Origin of the sequence: Streptomyces spororaveus (assembly GCF_016755875.1) — a bacterium.
In the GTDB taxonomy this organism is placed as follows: Bacteria; Actinomycetota; Actinomycetes; order Streptomycetales; family Streptomycetaceae; genus Streptomyces; species Streptomyces spororaveus.
Genome location: NZ_BNED01000003.1, coordinates 215,108 through 234,043 on the forward strand (window position 1 = coordinate 215,108; position 18,936 = coordinate 234,043).

Annotated in this window: 12 protein-coding genes; 6 read left to right on the top strand and 6 right to left on the bottom strand. The window is 71.2% G+C overall.

The features are described from left to right. Nucleotides 1–102: 102 nt before the first annotated feature. Nucleotides 103–750, bottom strand: coding sequence for a GNAT family N-acetyltransferase (locus Sspor_RS02120; protein ID WP_202197451.1), 648 nt, complete (start codon nt 748–750; stop codon nt 103–105). Between the two features lie 380 nt (nt 751–1,130). On the opposite strand from Sspor_RS02120, the gene Sspor_RS02125 reads away from it, so the two are divergent. Both Sspor_RS02125 and Sspor_RS02130 read left to right on the top strand, forming a co-directional pair. Continuing rightward, on the top strand, nt 1,131–2,768 hold the full coding sequence (locus Sspor_RS02125; protein ID WP_202197452.1) for a sigma-70 family RNA polymerase sigma factor: 1,638 nt from the start codon (nt 1,131–1,133) through the stop codon (nt 2,766–2,768). An 89-nt stretch (nt 2,769–2,857) separates the two neighbouring features. Further along, nucleotides 2,858–3,052, top strand: coding sequence for a hypothetical protein (locus Sspor_RS02130; RefSeq protein WP_202197453.1), 195 nt, complete (start codon nt 2,858–2,860; stop codon nt 3,050–3,052). A 218-nt stretch (nt 3,053–3,270) separates the two neighbouring features. On the opposite strand, the gene gdhA is transcribed toward Sspor_RS02130, so the two are convergent. After that, entirely contained in the window at nt 3,271–4,626 is a 1,356-nt protein-coding gene (gene gdhA, locus Sspor_RS02135) for an NADP-specific glutamate dehydrogenase (RefSeq protein WP_202197454.1), read from the bottom strand. 250 nt (nt 4,627–4,876) lie between these two features. Next, nucleotides 4,877–5,392: a flavodoxin family protein gene (locus Sspor_RS02140; protein ID WP_202197455.1), complete on the bottom strand. Its 516-nt coding sequence runs from the start codon at nt 5,390–5,392 to the stop codon at nt 4,877–4,879. A 204-nt stretch (nt 5,393–5,596) separates the two neighbouring features. On the opposite strand from Sspor_RS02140, the gene Sspor_RS02145 reads away from it, so the two are divergent. The 3 genes from Sspor_RS02145 to fxsT all read left to right on the top strand — a co-directional run bounded on the left by Sspor_RS02145 (nt 5,597) and on the right by fxsT (nt 12,600). After that, nucleotides 5,597–8,671, top strand: coding sequence for a LodA/GoxA family CTQ-dependent oxidase (locus Sspor_RS02145; protein ID WP_237403604.1), 3,075 nt, complete (start codon nt 5,597–5,599; stop codon nt 8,669–8,671). Beyond that, the gene (locus tag Sspor_RS02150) at nt 8,668–9,834 is read left to right on the top strand and encodes an FAD-dependent monooxygenase (protein WP_202197456.1); all 1,167 of its coding nucleotides are present in this window, start codon (nt 8,668–8,670) and stop codon (nt 9,832–9,834) included. The genes Sspor_RS02145 and Sspor_RS02150 overlap by 4 nt, the downstream gene beginning before the upstream one ends. Before the next feature lie 354 nt (nt 9,835–10,188). Continuing rightward, nucleotides 10,189–12,600 carry an FxSxx-COOH system tetratricopeptide repeat protein gene (gene fxsT, locus Sspor_RS02155; protein ID WP_202197457.1) on the top strand — a complete coding sequence of 804 codons (2,412 nt, stop codon included), beginning with the start codon at nt 10,189–10,191 and terminating at the stop codon, nt 12,598–12,600. A 98-nt stretch (nt 12,601–12,698) separates the two neighbouring features. On the opposite strand, the gene Sspor_RS02160 is transcribed toward fxsT, so the two are convergent. Continuing rightward, the gene (locus tag Sspor_RS02160; protein WP_202197458.1) at nt 12,699–13,403 is read right to left on the bottom strand and encodes a hypothetical protein; all 705 of its coding nucleotides are present in this window, start codon (nt 13,401–13,403) and stop codon (nt 12,699–12,701) included. A gap of 213 nt (nt 13,404–13,616) precedes the next feature. Between Sspor_RS02160 and Sspor_RS02165 the strand changes: the two genes are divergently transcribed. Next, on the top strand, nt 13,617–14,321 hold the full coding sequence (locus Sspor_RS02165; RefSeq protein ID WP_202197459.1) for a hypothetical protein: 705 nt from the start codon (nt 13,617–13,619) through the stop codon (nt 14,319–14,321). Between the two features lie 438 nt (nt 14,322–14,759). On the opposite strand, the gene Sspor_RS02170 is transcribed toward Sspor_RS02165, so the two are convergent. Together Sspor_RS02170 and Sspor_RS02175 are read right to left on the bottom strand one after the other, a co-directional pair. Further along, nucleotides 14,760–18,452 (bottom strand): S1 family serine peptidase, encoded by a 3,693-nt coding sequence (locus Sspor_RS02170; RefSeq protein ID WP_202197460.1) that lies wholly within the window; start codon nt 18,450–18,452, stop codon nt 14,760–14,762. Beyond that, nucleotides 18,449–18,763 (bottom strand): trypco2 family protein, encoded by a 315-nt coding sequence (locus tag Sspor_RS02175; protein WP_237403605.1) that lies wholly within the window; start codon nt 18,761–18,763, stop codon nt 18,449–18,451. The genes Sspor_RS02170 and Sspor_RS02175 overlap by 4 nt, the downstream gene beginning before the upstream one ends. Nucleotides 18,764–18,936 lie beyond the last annotated feature (173 nt).

Below are 18,936 nucleotides of genomic sequence, written 5' to 3' on the forward strand. Positions count from 1 at the left end.
ACCACCGCAACCGCACCGCCGGACGCGGGCCTTGCACGCCTGCCTGCGCCGGCACAACGCCAACCCCCGCCATCTGGCTCACGACTCCATGCTGCTGCTCGCTCACGCCAGGCCGAAGCATGGCAGGCACTGCGTCAGCCCTTCCACTTTCACGGGCACCAGTTGGTGTCGTTGCCACCGTTCAGCCGTGAGGCGGAGCCTGTGCAGGACGGCGGGCTCGGAGCGTACGACATGACGCTCGATGCCGTCCTCGCGATAGCCGAGCTTGCGCGAAACCGCCAGCGAGGCAGCATTGTCCGCATACGCACCAGAGACAGCATGCTGTGCGCCGAGTCCGGCGAAGGCCAGGTGGAGGACAGCCGCGCGCATCTCGGTCCCCAGGCGCTGCCGTTGGTAGGCCCTGCCCAGCCAGGAGCCCGTGCCGACTTCACGGCGGACCGAGAAGTCCCTGGCACCGATGCCCTGGGTACCCACGACGGTCCCGTCGCGTACGGCCACCAGGTTCAGCTCCCACTTCTCCGGCCGCCACTCGCCCCAGCGGCTCCAGTGGTACTGCAGGACACTCCGAGCACGCTGTTCGGGCTCGACGTCGGTCCATGCCGCGGTGAAGGGCTGCACCGCGGGGTCGTGTACACCCTCGGCGGCCAGCGAAGCCAGCGCGGCGAGATCGTCCAGGTTCGGCAACCGCAGCTCCAGACGCGGCGTGGTCAATCGCAGGCCCGCAAGCGGCCAGTGGGTCAGCAGGGTCATGACCAGGGATTCTTCTCACCTCAAGCCATCGCGACCACTGGATTTCCGAGGGCGCGTGGCGGATCCGGATCCCTGCACCCCGACCCGGTGGACCTGTGCGGGCACGGGGCGCCGGCGGGCACGACCTTGGCGGATGTCGCGGCCTCGGCCCGGCGGACTGTGCCGGCACTTCCGTCCCCGGGATGCTATTCGGCCACTGCCGTCGGTGCCGGCCGGGCAGAGTCCGGCGGTGAGTCGCAGCTGGGCGGGGGTGCCGGGTTTGCTTGCGGCCCCGCAAGCGTGCACACTTGCGCGAATTCCGGCCGGGCGCAGCGTCGCACCCTCATGACGGATGTACCCGGAACCAACACCCGGGTCATCAGCAAGCCACACTGGAGCACGTGTTGAGTACACCGGGTAGTGCCCGTCAGCAGCATCTCCGAGACCTCAGCGACGGGGAACTGTGTGCCCTGCTGCGCGGGCACACCTCGGAGTCCGACGCGGCGGCCAGCGTCGTGATGGACGAGGTGTTCGCCCGTCACCATCCCTCGGTGCTCGCCTACGCGCGCACCTGCTGCCGGGACCTGTCCACCGCCCAGGATCTCGCCGCCGAGGCCTTCGCCCGTACCTACCGTGCCATTGCCTGGGGGGCCGGGCCCGAGTACGCCTGGCGGCCGTACCTGCTGACCTGCGTGCGCCGCCTGGCGGCCACATGGGCGCGGGAAGCCTCCCGTACACGGCTGTCCGACGACTTCGAGGAATGGGCCGCCCAACTCTCGGACGGCCAGGACACCGAGGACGCCGTCTTCTCCGCGGAGGAGGGGTCGCTGGTCCTGCGCGCCTACCGGTCCCTGCCGGAACGCTGGCAGGCCGTGCTGTGGCACTCCGTCGTCGAACACGAACCGGCGGCCGAGACGGCGGCACGCCTGGGGATATCGGCGGGTGGCGTCGGATCACTGGTCTCGCGTGCGCGGGAAGGCTTGCGGGAGGCGTACCTGCGCGCGCACCTGGACCAGACCGCGAGCGACGAGTGCAAGTACTACGGAGGGCAGATCGCCGCACGGCTGCGCCGACCGCGCACGCGCCTCACCCGGGACCTGAACCGCCACCTCCAGGGGTGCGACGACTGTGCGCGGGCCGAGCGCGACCTGCGCGATGTCAACGGCCGTCTGGGCGTGCTGCTGCTGGGTGGCATCCTGCTGTGGAACCCTGCCTCCTTCCTGGAGGCCCTGGGCGGGGGCGGCATCCAGCTCGCCGCCGGCACGCTGAACGGGACGCAGCTCGTCGGATCGAAGGTCGGCGCCGTGAAATGGGCCGCTACGGCAGCCGTGGTCGGAACGGCGGCCACCGTGGTCGTCCTGCTGCCGGCCGACTCCGAGAGCAGCAGGTCCGGCCAGGTGGCGGCTCCCGCCAGTACCTCCGCGGCCCCGGAGGGCCCACTTCCGGAGACCGCACCGATCGTCGCCATCGGCCCGGCGGCCTTCGCCACGGCCCCGGCCACATCACTGCCTTCCGCCTCCACGTCCGTCTCGGCCTCCGCCGTGCCGCCCTCCGTGTCGCCCTCCGTGTCGCCCTCGACGGAAGGCACCGGCTCCGCCCTGGTCAACCTGGCCTCGGGACTGTGCGTGGGTCTCGGCGGCGCCGGTTCCGACGGCCCGTTGCAGCTGGAGAAGTGCACCGGAAAGTCCCGACAGGGATGGCAGCGGATCCCTGCCCTTCAGAACACCTACCAACTCCGCAACGCGGACACCGGCACCTGCCTGGACGGAACCACCGGCGGCGGGAATGTCGTACAGGTGACCCTGCGCGCCTGCCGGACCGGCGCGGACCGCATGACGCAACTCTGGCGGTTCGAGCCGGAGGCACGAACGGGCGGGTACCGCGTCTGGTTCGTGCCGAAGGTCTGGCACAGCGACTACGCCAACCATCTGCTGGGCCCGCGGAACTGGCCGAAGGCCGACCCGCCGCGTCCGGGATCGGACCTGGTCCACCTGCCCAATTACTACAACTCGGCCAACATGCTCTTCGCCCTGAGGTGACCGCCCGCGCGGGCGGTGCCGTGTGACGGTCGTCGCAGTGGGCTGACTCCGGTCCGTCCACTGTCAGACCCTTGACGTACCGTCCGTACATGAACCTGAACGATCGGCAGGACGTAGGCGCGGCCTTCGGAGCGGTGATCCTCGGCGGTACGGTGAGCGAGGAGGCACCCCCGCACGACTCACCCCTCGGGCGCGTGCGCGCGTTCGTCGCCGAGCACGGGGAAGGGGCGCTCCGGCCCGAGCACATCAAGGCTGCGCAGGAGGGACGCCCCCTGCTCCCGTGAAGCGCGAACGCCACACCGCGCGAACCCCACGCCGAGGCACTGCACCGGCGTGCCGGCGCGGCAGGGGCGCCGGCACGCCGGACGGCGCCCTGTCCGCGGTGCCGGCTGCCCATCGGCCTCACCCGCCGCCCGCGGGTGCCCCGCCGGTTCCGGCGGGGCGCCTTCCACGAGCGCAGCGGGGACCGCCCGGCTCGGCCGAGCGTGGTGTGACCGTGGGATCAGATGACGCCCTGCGCCAGCATCGCGTCCGCGACCCGTTCGAAGCCGGCGATGTTCGCGCCGGTGACGTAGTCGCCCGGGGCGCCGTACCGTTCCGCGGTCTCGTGCGCGACCGCGTGGATCGAGCGCATGATGGCGGCGAGCTCGTCCTCCACCCGCTGCGCGCTCCAGGCCACCCGGCCGGCGTTCTGGCTCATCTCCAGGGCGCTGACCGCCACCCCGCCCGCGTTGGCGGCCTTGCCGGGCCCGAACGCGACCCCGGCCTCCTGCAGGATCCGTACGGCCTCCGGAGTGGTCGGCATGTTGGCGCCTTCGGAGACCGCCTTGACGCCGTTTCCGATGAGCGTGCGGGCGTCCTGCGCGTCGAGTTCGTTCTGCGTCGCGGAGGGGAAGGCCACGTCCGCGGGGACCTCCCAGACCCGCCCACCCGGGACGAACCGCGCCGAGGATCCGCGGCGCGCCGCGTACTCGCTGACGCGCCCGCGCTCGACCTCCTTGATCTGCTTGAGCAGTGCGAGGTCGATGCCCTTGTCGTCGACGACGTAGCCGTGGGAGTCCGAGCAGGTCAGCGGGTTCGCGCCGAGCTGCTGAAGCTTCTCGACGGTGTAGAGGGCGACGTTTCCGGAGCCGGAGACGACCGCGGTCAGGCCGTCGAGGGATTCGCCGCGGACGTGCAGCATCTCGGCGGCGAAGAGCACGCTGCCGTAGCCGGTGGCCTGCGGCCGGATCGCGGAACCGCCCCAGCCCTGTCCCTTGCCGGTCAGGACGCCGGCCTCCCAGCGGTTGGTGATGCGCCGGTACTGGCCGAAGAGGTAGCCGATCTCGCGGCCGCCGACGCCGATGTCGCCGGCGGGCACGTCGGTGTGCTCGCCGATGTGGCGGTGCAGCTCGGTCATGAAGGACTGGCAGAAGCGCATGACCTCGGCGTCCGACCTGCCGTGCGGGTCGAAGTCGCTGCCGCCCTTGCCGCCGCCGATCCCGAGGCCGGTCAGGGCGTTCTTGAAGATCTGCTCGAAGCCGAGGAACTTCACCACGCCGATGTCCACCGACGGGTGGAAGCGCAGACCGCCCTTGTACGGGCCGAGGGCGCTGTTGAACTCGACGCGGTAGCCGCGGTTGACCTGGACACGGCCCCGGTCGTCCTGCCACGGGACGCGGAAGGTGATCTGCCGTTCGGGCTCGGTGAGGCGCTCCACCAGGGCGACGGCCGGGTCGGCGTACTCGGGCCGGGCGGTGAAGACGGGAGCCAGGGTCTCAAGGACCTCCCGTACCGCCTGGTGGAACTCGGGCTGTGCGGGATTGCGGCGCTCGATCTCGGCCCGCAGTGCTTCCAGCCTGTCCTTCGAGTCCTTCACGTGTGTCCCTCCAGGGAGTGCGCGGTGCGGTGCGCGGACGACGGCAGGTCCATGGTGTCCGCGAGTCCGCGAATACCGGTTGATTTCGGGTGCGGCGCGCTCCGGACACTCACTTTCGGAAAAGTTTTTCCGAAGCGCACCCCTCTTGCGGAGGCTACCGCGCACGGCACTGCTCTGGGGAAGGCTTCTGCCCCTCGGACAAAAACGCCGGGTCTCGCCGCTCCTTCCCCGGTCGGCCTTGACAATGCGATCACCGATCCGTTCCCCTGGACCGGTCCCCTGCGGCCGCGGGGTCGTTCGTGAGCCGTCGGGCGAAGGCCCGGGCGGCGCCCAAGTCGTCCGCGTCGGGACGCCGCCTGTTGATGCCGCCGATCAGCCGGAACGGCAGCCACGTGTCGAGCGCGCGGCAGGTGAAGGTGCCCGCCACCTCGAAGCCCCTTCCTTCGAGCAGGCGTACCAGCGGACGGGTGAACGGTGCGAACGCCGGCTCCGGCAGGCCGCTCGTGGCGAACACGAAAGCGCGGACCGCGGTCGACGCCGGGGACGGCCCCGACCGCGGCACGGTCCGGACGAACCCGAGCAGGTCGCGGTGCATCCGCTGCGCGAAGACGCCGGAGCCGAATCCCACGAGGTCGTAGCCCGCCAGATCCGACGCCTCCACTTCGTCCGGTGCGACCACCCGGGCATCGAGCACCTCGGCCATCGCCTGCGCCACACGACGGGTGTTGCCGTGGGATACCGACGTGCACACGAGCAGGGTCTTCATGGGCGTTCCCTTCGTCAGTCGCTTCGCACGGGAGACCGGAGGGACGCTCCGAATGTGACAACGCCGCCGCGTGGCGGCCGGGTAGCGGCCGACGTCTGCGCGGGTTGCCCCTTTATCGAGTGTTTTGTGGGGCAGGCTGGTTCCCGCCAGGAGCGTCAGCACACGGTCGGCCCCGGCCGGTCCTCGACAGGCAGGAGCAGAGCCATGGCGGAGAGCCCCGAGGTGTCCGACAGCCCCGCGCAGCCGCCCCCGCGCGACTGCGCCGACGAGCCGATCGCCGGGATCACGGCCGAGTTCGTGGGCGAGCGGATGGGGGACCGCGTCGCACGGGGGCAGGACCCCCTCCTGCGCCCGGTCTTCGTCAAGTTCCACGGCGCGGCCCGCGGTGTACTGACGGTCGCCCCCGACCTGCCCCCGGAGCTCTGCGTCGGTTTCCTCAGGGCCGCGGCCGAACAAGGCGGCCTGACCGCCTGGGTGCGCGTCTCCAGCGATACCCAGCCCGAGCGGCCCGACCTGCGCAGAACCGTCGGATGGGGCATCAAGCTGTTCGGCGTGCCGGGGCCGAAACTGCTCCAGGACGACACCCGGGCCGACACACAGGACCTCGTCCTGCAGAACCACGACGTCTTCTTCGTCGACACGGCCCGGGACATGTGCGAGTTCCAGCTGGACCAGGCGGCGTACCAGCAGCAGCACCCCCTCACCCGGCAGATCCTCGCGGACATGCGCAAGCCCGTCGAGAGCACGCTCACGTCGACGTACTGGGGCGTGCTGCCGTACGCCTTCGGGCCGGACCGGCACGTGAAGTACAAGCTCGTCCCGGCCGGCTGCGCGGACGGCGACCCCCGGGCGGTGCCGCCGGACGAGGACCCCTCCTTCCTGCGCGGGGACCTGCGCCACCGGCTGGCCGCCGGCCCGGCCGCCTTCGACCTGCTGCTCCAGTTCCGGACGGATCCGGACCGTATGCCGCTGGACCGGGCCACCGTGCGCTGGGAGGAGAGCGAGAGCGCGCCCGTGAGAGTGGCGCGGCTGACTCTGCATCAGCAGGACACGGCGGCACGGGGGCAGGAGGAGTACGGGGACAACCTCGCCTTCAACCCCTGGCACAGCCTGTCCGAGCACGAGCCCGTCGGCAGCATGGCCGAGGCCCGCAAGGTCGTCTACCGCGCGTCGGCGGCCCGGCGGCGCGACGCCAACGGCATTCCGGCGGCGGAGCCCGGTCCCGCGCGGCCGTCGGCCGCCGAACCGCACGGACGCGACACCCGGATCGTACGGGCCGCGGTGCACCCGGCGATCGGGGTGGCGCGGGTCGGCGACAGCGCGGAGGAGTTCTTCCTCGCCCCGGAGGTCGACGGGGCTCCCCCACCGGCCACCGGTACGTACAAGGACGCGAGCGGCGCGCTGAAGCGACAGGCGGTCCGGTTCCGGGTGTACGGCTACAACGCCGCCGGTGAGGCGGTGGCCGAGCTGACGGCGGACAACGCCGACCTGCGCTGGACCGTGGAGGTGGCCAACAAGAAGGCGGCCTGGTACCAGTTCCAGCTGGCCCTGGACATCCCCGAGGCGGCGCAGGCGCCCGCCACCACGCTGCGCAACCTCACGACGGTGCCCGCCGGGGAGCGCGACCGGCTGGCGATCCGGCCCGGGCCCCGCTCGATCCGGGGCCGCGAGCGCGCGGGGAAGCCCGAGTACGCGTTCGACACGGGGACGTTCCTCGGGCATCCCGTCTACCTGGGCGAACTGCGCACCGACGAAGCCGGCCGCCTGCTGTTCCTCGGCGGGCGCGGGGTGTCCGCCTCGTACCCCCCGGTCCAGGCGACGCACTTCGCCAACAACGACGGCTGGCACGACGACACCTGCGACGGGCCGGTCACCGCGCAGGTCCGCATCGACGGCAGGAGCGTCCCGGTCGATCCGGCCTGGGTGGTGGTCGCTCCCCCGAATTTCGCACCGGAGCTCACGTCGGTGCGCACGATGTACGACCTGATGTGCGACACCTTCGTGGCCGCGGGCATGCTGGCGCCGCCGGAGCGGGTCTCGTTCACCCACGACGTGCTGCCGGTGCTGCGCCGCCTGTGCGATCTGCAGTGGGTCAACCGCGGCTTCGCGGCCCTGTTCGGTCACGGTGGGCGCGAGCACTTCCTGGCACCCGGGCGACTGGCGGAGCTGGCCGGTCACGGTACGCGGCGCGACGAACTGCGGCAGCAGATCTGGGCGATGCTGCGGGATCCCGAGCGCGACGGGCTCTCCCCCGTGCCCTGGCCGCCGATCTACGGCGACTCGATGAGCGTGCGGCCGGTCTCCGAGCGCCAGCACCTGGCGCTCTCCCCGTTGCAGTACGGCATGCTGGCGCGCTGGGCCGCCGGGGACTTCGACGCCGACCATGATCCCGCGGCCACGCCGCCCACGGCGGCCCCGGGTTCCACCGCGCTGGACGGCCTGCCGCTCGCTCAGCGCCCGGCGGCCCTGGACCGGGCCGCCCTGTCGTACTGTCTGGCCGACGCCTTCCACCCCGGCTGTGAGCTCTCCTGGCCGATGCGTCACGCCACCTTGTACTCCGCGCCCTTCCGGGTGCGCCACCGCGACCCCGCCCGGCCCGAACCCGGTTACGGCTCCACGCTCACCCCGCAGGCGGTGCTCGCGATCGACGGTCCGCTGTACGCCCAGGAGCCGGGCGGTCTGACCCGCTGGATGGCCGTCCCCTGGCAGACCGACACCGCCCGCTGCCGCTCCGGGTACTACCTGGGCTTCGGGCCGCGGTACGACCCGTACCTGCCCACCTTCTGGCCTGCGCGGGTGCCCAACCACGTGCTGACGGAGGAGAACTACCGGACCGCCGTCGATCCCGCCGCCGACCCCGAGGAGCGTCGCACCGCCTTCGAGGACAGGGCGGTGTGGGACAGATGGCTGCCCTCCGACCGCATCGCCCAGATGAACGCCATGGTCAAGGACTTCGGCAAGCTCGGCATCATCGCACGGCGTGAAGTCCCCACCGCGGATACGGATACGGATAGGGACACCGATAGGGACACGGATACCGGCTCCGGTGACGTGGTGAGTCTCCCCGCGAGCATGCTGGTGGAGTCCGAGGTGGGGTTCCATCCCGAAGAGGCTCCGCCCCCGCTGCGGAACCTCGTGTGCCTGCACGTGCCCGAGGCCGCCGATCCCGACGTGCGGGAGGAGGCGGTGGCCGCCGCCATCGCCGCGGCCGACCGGCCCGACGAGGAGGTGCTGGCGGGGTACTTCGAGAAGGTCGCCCGCTTCCCGGAGACACCGTGACCGCCCGGACCGGCGCCGGTCCCCGCACCGGGCGCCTCGAGGCCGTCGTGGCCGGGGGCGGCCCCGCCGGGGCCGTCGCCGCTCTGGTCCTGGCCCGCGCCGGCCGACATGTGCTGCTGGTGGACGGGGGCCCGCCGGGCGCTCGCTCCGGTGCCTTCACCATCGGGGAGACCCTGCCGCCCGCGGCCCGGCCGCTGCTGCACGACCTGGGGCTCTGGACCGCCTTCGCCGCCGACGCACACCTGAGCTGCCCGGGCACCGACGCGTCCTGGGGATCCGCCCGGCTGCTCGGCCACAGCCACCTGTTCGACCCGCACGGGCAGGGCTGGCACCTCGACCGGGACCGGTTCGACGCCTTCCTGCGCGAGGCCGCGGTGGCCGCGGGCGCGCTGATCCGGCGGGCGGTCGTGATCGGCCACCGCAGCGCGGGCGGCGAGCAGCGCCTGCTGGTACGGGAGCGGGGCGGCGCCGTACGGGAGTTGTGCTCCCGCTGGGTCGTGGACGCGACGGGCCGCCGCGCCCTCATCGGCCGCCGTCTGGCCCTGCGGCGCCGACAGGACCGGCTCGTGGCCGCGTTCACGCTGCTCGGCGGCCGGGTGAGCGGCGGCCACGCCGGGGACCCGGAGCTGCGTACCCTCGTCGAGGCCGTGCCCGAGGGCTGGTGGTACACCGCCAGGGTCCCGGCCGGGCGGGTGGTCGCCCATCTCACCGACGCCGACCTCGCCGGTGCCCGGCTGCGCACCGCCGAAGGGTTCCGGTACGCGGTGGCGCGCACCCGGCACGTACGGGACCGCCTGCGCGGCTACGACCCGGCCTGCTCCCCCGTCCCGTACTGGACGGCCGCCCACGGACTGCGGCTGTCGCCGCCGGGCGGCCCGGGCTGGGTCGCCGCCGGGGACGCCGCGATCGCCTTCGACCCCCTGTCCTCCCAGGGCATCCTCACGGCCCTGCACACCGGGGCCCGCGCCGGAGCGGCCGTCGCCCGGTGCCTGGCCGGCGAGAAGGAGGCGCTCGCGTCCTATGCCTCGTTCCTGGACGGCGTGGCCGACGCGTACCACCACCATCACGCCCGGTCCTACGCGCAGGAGCGGCGGTGGCCTGAGCACCCGTTCTGGCGCCGCCGCAATGGGGGCCGTACCGACCCGGAGGGCGGCGCGGGGTGAACCGGTGACGGGCGGGGCGTGACTCTCGCCCGTCTCGTTCGTTGAGTCCTGCGGTCAGCGAAGTGTGTGAAGGCCCCGAGGCAGCCTCGGGGCCTTCACGCTGTCTCCTGCCAAACCACGACACCCATCGTCACGCCACACACCGACAGCCCCCGCGTGCCCGCCGATCCGGTCCGAAACCCGCCCGGTACTCCTCGGTAGTCCGCTGATTCGGCCGATGCGGCCACAGCCCCTCTTCTACGCTCGTCCTCCGGCGGGTGGGGCGAGGCTGGGGGCAGTGTGCGGGCAAGGGGTGCGTGGGCGGGTTCGGTGGTTGCGGCCTCTGCGGCGGTGGCCGCCGCGGCGTCTGCCGTGGTGACGAACTACGTGACGGATGTGCTGCCGGGATGGGCCGAGGACCCGTGGGTGGTGTGGCCGGTCTTCATCGTGTCCGTGATCGTCGCGGCCACGCTGGCCGTGCTGGGCCGCCGCCTGGACGGCGGGGGCGGGGCGGGGCCGGTCCGGCTGGTCCCGCTGGAGCGGGTCCTGGCCGGCGGAATGGAATCCCTGTCGGCCCCCCACGGGGCGGGACCGGTCCGCGGGCGCACGGACGAGCTCGCCGCGCTGCGAAGGATGCTGAAGCGGCCCGAGGAGCGGTTGGCGGTGCTGTGCGGTGTCGGCGGGGTGGGCAAGACGACGATCGCCTCCGCCCTGGCCGACATCGCCCGCGCCGAAAACGTACGGGTGTTCTGGGTGCGCTGGCGTGGTCAGGCCGAACTGGCCGAGCAGATGACCCGCATCGCCCTGGAGTGCGGACTTCCCGAGGAGCGGTTGGAGGAAGCCCGGGCCGGGCGCGCGGCCCTGCCCGATGTGGTGTGGGAGCAGCTGAACCGGGTGGGCAGGTGGCTGGTGGTGCTGGACAACGTCGACGAACCGGGTGAGGTGGGACCCGAGGGTGAGCCGGTGGCGGGCTACCGGGGATGGGTGCGGCCCGGCAGCCGCGGTCTGCTGGTCGTGACCAGTCGGGACGGTGACGCTTCCGTGTGGGGAGGCCGGGCCGAGCTGTTGCGCGTCGCGCCGCTGACCCCGTCGGCGGCTGGGCAGGTGCTCGTCGACGCCGCGCCTGCGGCCGGAACCGCGCAGGAGGCCGAACTCCTCTCCGTCCGGCTCGGCGGGCTCCCCCTCGCCCTGCACGCCGCCGGCCGGTACCTCGCCGCGCCGGGCAGCCGCTACCGCACCTTCACCGCCTACGAAGACGCCCTCGGCACCCACCTGGCCACCCTGCTCGGGGCAGAGATCCCGGGCGGGGCCGATCCCGAGGCCGCGCGCCGCCTGGTCCGCTACACCTGGGAGCTCTCCCTCGACCAACTCGCCGCCAACGGCAACGCGCTCGCCCGGCCGGTACTGCGCCTCCTGTCGCTGCTGGCGCCCGCGCCCGTACCAGTCTCCTTCCTGTGCCCGGAGCTGGTCACCGCCGCCTGCGGGACACCGGCTACCGCGGTAGCGATCGAGACCGCGGTGAACGGACTCCACACCTACGGTCTCCTGGACACCCTCACCTTTCCTGACGGCACGCCGGCCATCGGACAGGTCATCCTCCACCCGCTCGTCCGCGACATCACCGCCCTCACCCTCCGCGCCGAAACCCCCGGCCTGGACAGCTGGCACCGGGCCCTGACCGAACGCATGGCAGCCGTCGTGGACGAAGCCGCAGACGCCAGCCTGTCCGGCTGGACCATCAGCAGACTTCTCGCCCCCCACGCGCTGACCATCGCGGAGCTCACCCCTGACGCCCTGGCTGCCGGCCGCACCCTCGGCAGGCTCTCGGACAGTACTCGCCGAGCCGGGCATCCCGAACAGGCAGCTGTCCTTGCGGAACAAGCCCTCAACCGCCTCCAGCCGGGGCTGGGGAACGATCACACCACCGTCCTGAGCAGCCGCAACAACCTCGCCCTCGCGTTGGAGGGTCTCGGCCGCCACCAGGAGGCCGCCGACCTCCACCAGCACAACCTCGCCCACCTCGAACGCAGCCTCGGCAACGGCCACCCCCACACGCTCACCTGCCGCAACAACCTCGCCCTCACGCTGCAGGGCCTCGGCCGCCACCAGGAAGCCGCCGACCTCCACCAGCAGACCCTCACCGACCGAGAACGCGCCCTCGGCACCGACCACCCGGACACCTTCTCCAGCCGCAACAACCTCGCCCTCGCGCTGCGGGGTCTCGGCCGGCCTCAGGAAGCGGCCGACCTCCACGAGCACAACCTCGCCCGCCTCGAACGCGCGCTCGGCACCGACCACCCCCTCACACTCGGAAGCCGCTACAACCTCGCCAACACCCTGCAGGGTCTCGGCCGACACCAGGAGGCCGCCGACCTCCACCGGCACACCCTGACCGACCGCGTGCGCACCCTCGGCAACGACCACCCCAACACCCTCGGAAGCCGCAACAACCTCGCCGTCGCGCTGCAGGATCTCGACCGGCACCAGGAGGCCGCCGACCTCCACCGGCACAACCTCGCCCACCGCGAACGCGCTCTCGGCACCGACCACCCCCACACTCTCGAAAGCCGCAACAACCTCGCCGTCGCCCTGCTGGACCTCGGCCGTCGCCGGGAGGCTGCCGAGCTTCACCGGCAGACCCTCGCCGATCGCGAACGCGTCCTCGGCCCCGACCACCCCGACACCCTCGTCAGCCGCAACAACCTCGCGCAGCTCGGAACACGGGCGCCATCCAGGCTTGCCGGCCGGTGGCGTTGGAGTGGTCTCCGGCGTCGTAGGCGCGGATGACGAGCCCAAGCCGGAGACGGCCGCAGTACGCCTGGCTTTGGAAGTGAGTTTCAGGAAGGGCGGCCAGAAGGTCAGCCAGAAGGCCCGCCGCGACCGGCTCAGGGTGCGGCGGACGCGTAGTGGTCGGCGTACGCCTGGAGGCGGGGCGCGAGCCGGCTCTCGGCGCCTGCGGAATTCGCCTGCATCCACAGCTCGTTCTCCACGACGAAGCGGTACGCGAACTCCTCGAAGGTGTCGGCGCACCGCATCAGCGAGGCGGCCACCGCGGCCCGGACCTCCTCGGTCGGCTCCCCCTCCGCCCACCATCCGGCGGACTCCAGTTCGACATGCGAGAAGACCACGAACGCCTCGCCGGAGGGCCGCAGGTACAGGTACCAGATGACGCAGTCCTGCTGGTCGCGCAGGAACCGTACGAGACGGGCGCCCTCCTCGGCCGGGCTGGGCAGCGGACCGGAAAGGTGGCTCCAGCAGGCCGTCACCGAGACCTCGTCGAAAACGCGGCAGAGGTGCTCGCTGCCGTAGAAGGCGGCGAAGCCCGCGGGGAGCGCCAGTCCGGCCTCGGCCAGTTCCTGCTCCATGGCCGCGAGATGCTCCGTGTGCTCGGATCGCGGCCCGCCCGCCCCGCCCAGCCAGTCGAACCCGTCATCGAGGTGCGCGGCCTCCAGAGGCGGCAGGCTCTCCACGGGGTACACCTCGTAGGTGGACGCGCACGGCCTCAAGCTGCCCAGGTCCGTGGCGCACCAGCCGGTGGGGAAGGGGATGGCCGCGACGTCGGCTGCGGGCCCGGAGACAGGAACGGACATGGAGAATCCTTCAGACAGTGGCTGGTTCGGTGGTATGCCCGCATCCTCGCGCCCACCACTGACAACGGCTGGCTTCGTCGATCGCCTTCAGCGGGCGCAGCGACCGACCCCCACCGCGATCCCCCGTCCAGTTGATGTGACCACCCCCGCTGGGGCTGCCGCCCGGGTGCCCCGTACTCTCCTTCCGAACCGCCCCCGTTGAAGAGAGTCTCCGTGCGCACCGCTCACCGCTTGATCGCCTCCGTCGCCCTCGCCGGCACCGTGGCCCTCGGGCTCACCGGATGCCTGCCGTCCGAACCCTTCCCCGGCCGGCCGGGCTCCCGAGTGCTGAACGACTCCGTGACCGCGCTGCGCGGCGCGTCCACGTTCACCGTCAGCGGGACGACGTCCGGCCTGGGCGTACCCACGCAGGTGAACCTGTCGATCAGCGGGTCCGGCGAATGCACGGGCACCCTGTCGGCCCAGAGCGGCGGCAACATCGAAGTGGTCCGTACCCGGGATCACACGTTCTTCCGTGGTGACGAGGCCCTCGTCCTCGCCCGGACGCAGGACATGCCCGAGGAACAGGCGGCCCGAGCCCGCAAGGAGATGTCGGGCCGCTGGATGCGCGTGGAGACTTCGGACCCCTCCATGAAGGGATTGACCAGCCTGTGCGACCGGGACGGCCTGCTCAGGGACTTGTACAGCATCAGGGACGCGGAGAAGGGCGCGCTGACCGAGATCGACGGCCAGGAGGCGCTCTCGCTCAACACGATGCAAGGGGTCTTCCTGGTGGCCACCAAGGGTGAACCGTTTCTGCTCAAGGCGACCACCGGCGGCTCGGACGCGTTCGATCTCGCCTTCACCGGCATCAACCGGCCCGTACAGGTGGACGTCCCGGCCGACAAGGACGTCTACGACCCGGACGACATCGACTGACGCCGACCCGCACCCGGCCGGGTCGCAGCACGCTCTCGGGGCGATCGCCCGGCGGCTGGTGCGGGGGGGGGCAGGAGCCCGGCCGGATTCCAGCGTGCCGCAGCTGTCCGGCCGCGCGCCTGCGTCCGGTGAAAGTGCCATCCCCGAGAGGACCTTGGGCCGGGCCCGTCCGGCATCGACGTACGGGGCGGGCAGAGGCCGGAGCAGGGGTGAGAGTGCTGGATGCTGCCGACCGGTGGTGTCGGCGACGTGTGACGGCTGCCGGGCCTGCCCGCGGCCGACAGCCCCACGAGGCTGGGTTCACCTTCGTGATGTCCGATCCGACTCTGCGCCGCATTCGCGCTCGGCTCGTCCACCTCGTACGAGGTCCTCACGGCGACGAGGGCTCGACATCCCGGTGACGGACGGGCGGCGGACGGCCGCACGGGCCCGTTGACCTCACCGGCGGGCATCGCGAAGGTGCCGCAAATGAGACACCGTCTGTTGGCGCTTCCGCCGTCTGACCGGCCGGCTCGCGACGACTCGCGGACGAGGCTGGTGGACATGGGGCGGCGCGCCCTGTGCGAACTCCTTGATCACGTCCTCGATGTGGCGCAGTTCCTCCTCCACCCGTCCCGGCTCCTCCGCATCCAGCCGGGCGAATGCCTGTCTGGCCTCCTTGTAGGCCGCCAGAACCTCAGCCCGGGGGAACCCTTGACATGCGAACGATGTGGCGAGAACCGCTTGCGCGTGCGCCCTGTCCAGCCTGAGCTTCCAGGCACGTGGGTCTATCTCGTCGTACAGGTCCAGCGACTGACGGGCAGCTTCCCCAGCCCGTTCGAGGTTCTGCCGAGAGGCGGCGGCAGCGCGCGGATGCCGGTCGGTGTCACTGAGGTCGAGCAGAATTTCCGCCGTCAGGCAGCGCGCTGACGCCTCGTGGATACGCTTCGCCCACCTGTCCTCTTTGCACATCCGTTCGTACTGCTGCAATGCCAGCTCGACGTTCTGCAGCGCCTTGTGAAGATCTTCCAGCCTGCTCTCCGGCGGCGGCTGGGACCGGGCTCTTCCCAGGTACCCGTACGCCAGCCGCCGCAGCGCGAGTGCGTGCTGGGGCCGGACCGCTTCGCGGTACTCCCGTTCCAGGGGGTTGTAGTAGTCCTCCACGGCCCTTCTGTGCCGGTCGATGCATTCGCCCCACTGCTGCTTGGCGGCGTGCTGGGTGCCGAGCACGTTGAGGGCTTCGGCAATGTCCCGCTTCCAACGGCCGGGAGTGCGCGAGCGTAGATCCTCGTAGATCCGAACGCTCTCGGCAGCCTTCTCCAGCGCTTGATCGACGTCCCCCTTCGCGCCGAGTTGCCAGGCCCGGCACCGCAGCACACCCGCTTTCATGCCGAGGACGTCGTCGGGTTTGTCCTCCTCGCCGTCAGAGGCTGCCGGCAGCGCCTCGATCAGCTCGCACGCCGCTGTAGCCGCTTGCATAGCCTCTCGCTGGCGACCGATGTGGTGGGCCGCCGTGGCCCGGGTGCACAAGGCCGTCACCAGAGCGAACGCGTGTCGCCGGGTGGCGTTGCTCTGGAACAACGTCTCCAGGCGACGTATCGCCTCACCGGCACAGCTGTCGGCATCCTCGAAGCGTCCGATGTCGAAGAGTCTGTCCGCCAGGTTCCGCATAGCCTCTGCCAGACACAAGTCATGCTCCTCGGACGGCATCAGTTGTTGCAGCGCGTGGTAGGTGTCGACCGCTTGGCCCGCAACCTCGCGCGCCCGGTTGCGCATCCCTGAGCTGGCCAGGTAGAGCGACCACCGTTGCTGGGCCCGGGCCAGGCTCCTTCGATTCTCCTGAGTGGCCGGCGTCCCGTCGCGCTGGTGGTACTGCACCGCGTGTTGTGCGATGGCCGTGGCCAGCTTCAGGACGACATCCGGCGGAGACTCGTCGAATTCCGGCAGAACCTGGGCGGCGACCTCCTGGGCCGAGTCCTCCCCCAGCGTGGAGTTCAACGCGGCAGCAAGCGACGTACCCATGGCGCTCGCGAACTGAATCTCTTTCGTCAAAGCGAGCTGGTTCACCAGTCTGACGAGCGGGACGGCATGGGCGCGCAGAGCCTCCTCCAACCTTTCGCGCGCCGTCTGCTGTGCAGTCGGCCCAGCCATGGCGTCAACGGGCGCCACCATGTCACCCGAAGGAGACTCACCGGATCCGGCGGTGAGCTGCAGGACATGGAGCACATTGAGAATCTGGCGCGCCTGGTCGATCTCGTGTTGGGGGACGCCCGGCCCGCCTCCGGCGACATCGAGCAGCTTGGAGGCGAGATCGGGAAAAGTCGCGATGACCTTGGCTCCGAGCCGCTCGGCAAGCCGTTGCGGCTGCAGCGAGCGCATGTAGCCGTCCCCGACGAACGCCGTGTGCTGCCAGCGGGCGAACGCGCGCCTGAGCCATTCCGGCTCGCCCGCGAGGTCGGGAACGAGCAGGAGCCGACGGGCTGCTTCCGTTTCCTTCTCTCCATCCGACTGGCCCCCGGCCACGGCCAGGCTCGAGACGGCGACGATCCGTTCGAGCAGGACCGGGTCACTCGGCAGTTTCTGCCCTTCCGCCGATACCACCCACCTTTGACGCTCCACGTCAATGGCGTAGTCGAGCAAGGCGTCGGACCGTGAGCGTGAGGGCGGGCCCGCCAAGGCCGAAGGCGCCTTGTCAAGGCCGGCCCGCGCGTCCACCAAGGCCTGGATCAGGATGAGCAAGAAGCTGCCGAAGTCGGCCTCGCCGAGTGCGGGTATGCCCGCCCCGGGACGTGGCTCTCCCTCCGCTCCCAGGACCGCACCGTCTGGCACGGCACGGTCCTGTCGCCCCGTGCCCGTCCCCTGGTTCTGCTCGTACAGCTTGCTGAAGGCCGCGAGAGCCGCGAGGTAGACGTCTTCACGCCCGGCCTCGGGCAGGGGCTCGATCGACAGCACGTCCTCAACGTCGGCCAGTGACTCGAACCGCCGCCTGAACGCATCCCACCACAGTCCGCCGTTGTGGGCGACGGCCAGGATGCGCAGGGAATGCCGGGCTGGGTGCTCGGCGGCTGTGGTGAGAAGGGCCTCCAACTGACCCGCGCGGGCATCGGCGTCGTCAATGACCAACAGTCGTTTCTCCGCCAGGTCGCAGACGTTGGAGAAGTCGGCACACAGCGGATCGACGAACCCGGTGACCCAGTGCTTCCTGGCCATCCGGCGGCACAGCTCACGAGCGAGACGGGTCTTCCCGACGGTTCCGCCCCCGGTGATCAGCCGCATGCGCCGCCCATCAGCCTGTTGACACCAGTCGACCAGGGCGCTGAGCTCCTGCGCCCGGCCCGTGAACGGCACGACTTCGTACCGGGCCTCGAGTAGGGCCGCCTCGGACCGGAGATCGCGTAGCGGCAAAGGGCTGTAGGCCGGCTGCAGGACCTCGCCACCCGCCCAGACGGGGTCCAGCAGGACGGTAGCGTCGGCCGGGAGGCTCCTGGCGGCCAGCAGGCAGGCCTTCGCCTCCTCGGAGCCGTCGTCACCGAAAATCCGGCTGACCGGGAGGGCATGCAACCGTCCGTCGACCCTGGCCCGGTCATCCGTGATCACGCCCACGAGGTGGTCCCCGCTGAACAGAGCGGCGCCAGACATTCCGCTCCACCATGACGCGCCACGGCCTGCCCGCGGAGACCCGCTCTGGATCTGGAAGTTCACCTGCTGCACCAAGTGCCGCGCACCCGTCCGGGGAAGGATGGCCCCCCTCGCGTCCTCCACGTTCAGGAACTGCTCCGTTCCGGCCTCGTACAGCTGCGAACGCGGAAAGCCCAGCGTCTGTGCCGGAACCGCCTCCTCGCCGACCAAGCGGCCCAGCCGCACCTCTACGTACCTGTCCAAGCTCCCGGTCCCGAACGGATCGGCGGTGGTGGAGGTCAGGAGCGCAAAGTCGGTGTCCTGGGTGCCTTTGGCCACGACCGTGAACGTATGCGGCTCATCCGAGAGGTCATAACCCCCGCCACGGCGAACGTACTTGCGTACCGTGGCCGTGGAGTCCCTCATCCCCACACAGTGGCCCGCCGTGAGCACGAGATCCGGCGTCAGCAGATAGCCTGAGCCGCGTTCGTCGGCTGAAAGAGAAACCAGGCGTTCGGCGTCCAGCCCGGTCATTTCGGATCCTTGTTTGAGTCGCCGATGTGCGTGGTCTCGGGCAGCCTGAGGTTCAGCTTGATGCGGTGAGTGGAGGCGTTGCTCCGCGCGAACTCCCCACCGGCCTGAACCACCCAGAACTGCACTCCGGCCTTGCCCCCGCCACTCTTCGTCACCTGGACGGAGGCTTCGATTTCGACGTCTTCGACGCTGAACTTCAGCTCCTCCGCCAGCGCTCGCTGCTGTGCGACTTCCAGCTCACGGCGCAGCCCGCTGACCATGTCCGCGAGCCCCAGATCACTGGTCTGGTTCTCCTCACGCATGTCCGTCATGGTGGCGCTCCCTCGTGTAGGAACCATGACCGTGCGCGGCTGCCTGCGGGACACCCCCGCAAGTTGTCTTCGCCTCAGGGCTGACGACCGGACCGGCGCGCGGTCGAGGCGTGGATACGTGGCCGCTGCCTCGCCATCGCGGAACTCGATGGTCGTGGGAGCCCGCGTCGAAG

Bases quoted from the DNA above. Each gene is read 5' to 3' on its own strand.
- Sspor_RS02120 (WP_202197451.1), bottom strand. From the start codon at position 750: ATGACCCTGCTGACCCACTGGCCGCTTGCGGGCCTGCGATTGACCACG.
- Sspor_RS02130 (WP_202197453.1), top strand. From the start codon at position 2,858: ATGAACCTGAACGATCGGCAGGACGTAGGCGCGGCCTTCGGAGCGGTG.
- Sspor_RS02140 (WP_202197455.1), bottom strand. From the start codon at position 5,392: ATGAAGACCCTGCTCGTGTGCACGTCGGTATCCCACGGCAACACCCGT.
- Sspor_RS02145 (WP_237403604.1), top strand. From the start codon at position 5,597: ATGGCGGAGAGCCCCGAGGTGTCCGACAGCCCCGCGCAGCCGCCCCCG.
- Sspor_RS02160 (WP_202197458.1), bottom strand. From the start codon at position 13,403: ATGTCCGTTCCTGTCTCCGGGCCCGCAGCCGACGTCGCGGCCATCCCC.
- Sspor_RS02170 (WP_202197460.1), bottom strand. From the start codon at position 18,452: ATGACCGGGCTGGACGCCGAACGCCTGGTTTCTCTTTCAGCCGACGAA.
- Sspor_RS02175 (WP_237403605.1), bottom strand. From the start codon at position 18,763: ATGACGGACATGCGTGAGGAGAACCAGACCAGTGATCTGGGGCTCGCG.